Here is a 1,320-nt window from a genome sequence, read left to right as displayed (position 1 = left end):
GAGACCGGCCTTCGTCTTGATGGAGCATCGTCGCCGCGCTGCTGTGCTGTTTCGAACGAAGAGCATGGCTCCAACCGTGTCGTATGTACAGGGCGGAACGTTGCGCCGATCTTCCTGCGGGCGCTGCGTGAGCTCAGGACATCGATGGGAGAAAGCCCAGCAGTGCGTGCCTACGGGCTTCCCGCGATAGCGGTTGCTCCTTCAGGCGCCCCCAGAGGGCCCGAAAAATACTCGTTTGCGCCGGTCCATTAACGTTCATTGACTCACCTCGGTAACGGGTTACCAGCACGGGTATCGTCGACAACAGGAGTATGGATTGCGTGACGCTACCAAAAATTAATTCCATCCACATGGGATGAGGGTAGGCACCCATCACCAACCAGTCGTATTGACCTTTTTCGATGTGTTCACGCAGTGAGGCATGCTCTGCGGTGGTTCTGATCCGGAGCACGTCTGGCCCGGCCGCGACTGAATGTTTGGTGAGGTACGCGAGGAGGCTTTCCGCGTCGTCCTCGCGGCTCTGCTCTGCGCTGAGGGTAGAATGATTAGGGTCGGCCTCAAAGCTGGAGGGCGTCGACGAGGCGTGACGCGGGGCTCGGGTTGCGTGAAGCCGCACCGACGACGCCGATACGAGAATTTGGCGTGGATTGGGTTTATGGCCAATCCTTCGTCCGAGCCGGTCGCTGGCGTTATTCATGGGTCACGGAGTCGCTCGCGGCGGTGGGAGCGTCAGGCGTGGCCGGTGTATTGCTCGCGCCGCGAGCAGCTTCCTGCGAGTCGATCCATGCCAGCATGAGGGCATAGGTGACGGCAAGCATCACCGGCCCGATAAACAGTCCGACCATACCGAACGCAATCAGACCACCAGCCACGCCGGCAAGAATGAGGATCATCGGCAACGCGATAGCGCGCTGGATCAGGATCGGGCGCAAACTGTTGTCCAGCGCCGTCACGCCGATGGACCAGGCGAACAGCAGGATCGCCGCAACCCCGCGCGTCATGCATGAACAGCCACGCGACGCACGCCAATAGCGGCAACAGCGGGCCGAGTTGAGCGAGACAGAAGATGAACAAGATCGCGGTCAGGACGCCGGCATACGGGACGCTCGCGACCCACAGACCGACGCCGCCCAACGCGGATTGGGCCAGCGCCGTAACCACGACGCCGAGTGCGACCGCGCGAATCGCGTGTTCGACGAGCCGCACCATCGCCGCGCCGTTCTCAGGTGCCACGCACTGTGCAACGCGGGTCACGGTCAGCCCGGCTGCTTCCCCCTTCGTGTAGAGAATGCCGCAAATGATGACTGTGAGCAGCGTCTG

The 1,320-nt window shown here is 61.9% G+C and carries 2 protein-coding genes and 1 pseudogene; all 3 read right to left on the bottom strand.

Annotated elements, in window-relative coordinates; translation table 11 throughout:
- Window positions 1–133: 133 nt before the first annotated feature.
- Window positions 134–697, bottom strand: coding sequence for a universal stress protein (locus F4827_RS36130; protein ID WP_183734090.1), 564 nt, complete (start codon window positions 695–697; stop codon window positions 134–136).
- Window positions 690–1,001 carry an AI-2E family transporter gene (locus F4827_RS35760; protein ID WP_260175584.1) on the bottom strand — a complete coding sequence of 104 codons (312 nt, stop codon included), beginning with the start codon at window positions 999–1,001 and terminating at the stop codon, window positions 690–692. Before F4827_RS35760 ends, F4827_RS36130 begins: the two co-directional genes overlap by 8 nt.
- Window positions 1,002–1,056: 55 nt before the next feature.
- Window positions 1,057–1,254, bottom strand: a pseudogene (locus F4827_RS35755) (AI-2E family transporter YdiK); the annotation flags it as partial.
- Window positions 1,255–1,320 lie beyond the last annotated feature (66 nt).

The organism is Paraburkholderia bannensis (assembly GCF_014200455.1).
In the GTDB taxonomy this organism is placed as follows: domain Bacteria; phylum Pseudomonadota; class Gammaproteobacteria; order Burkholderiales; family Burkholderiaceae; genus Paraburkholderia; species Paraburkholderia bannensis_A.
This window is presented reverse-complemented; position numbering and strand designations above follow the sequence as displayed.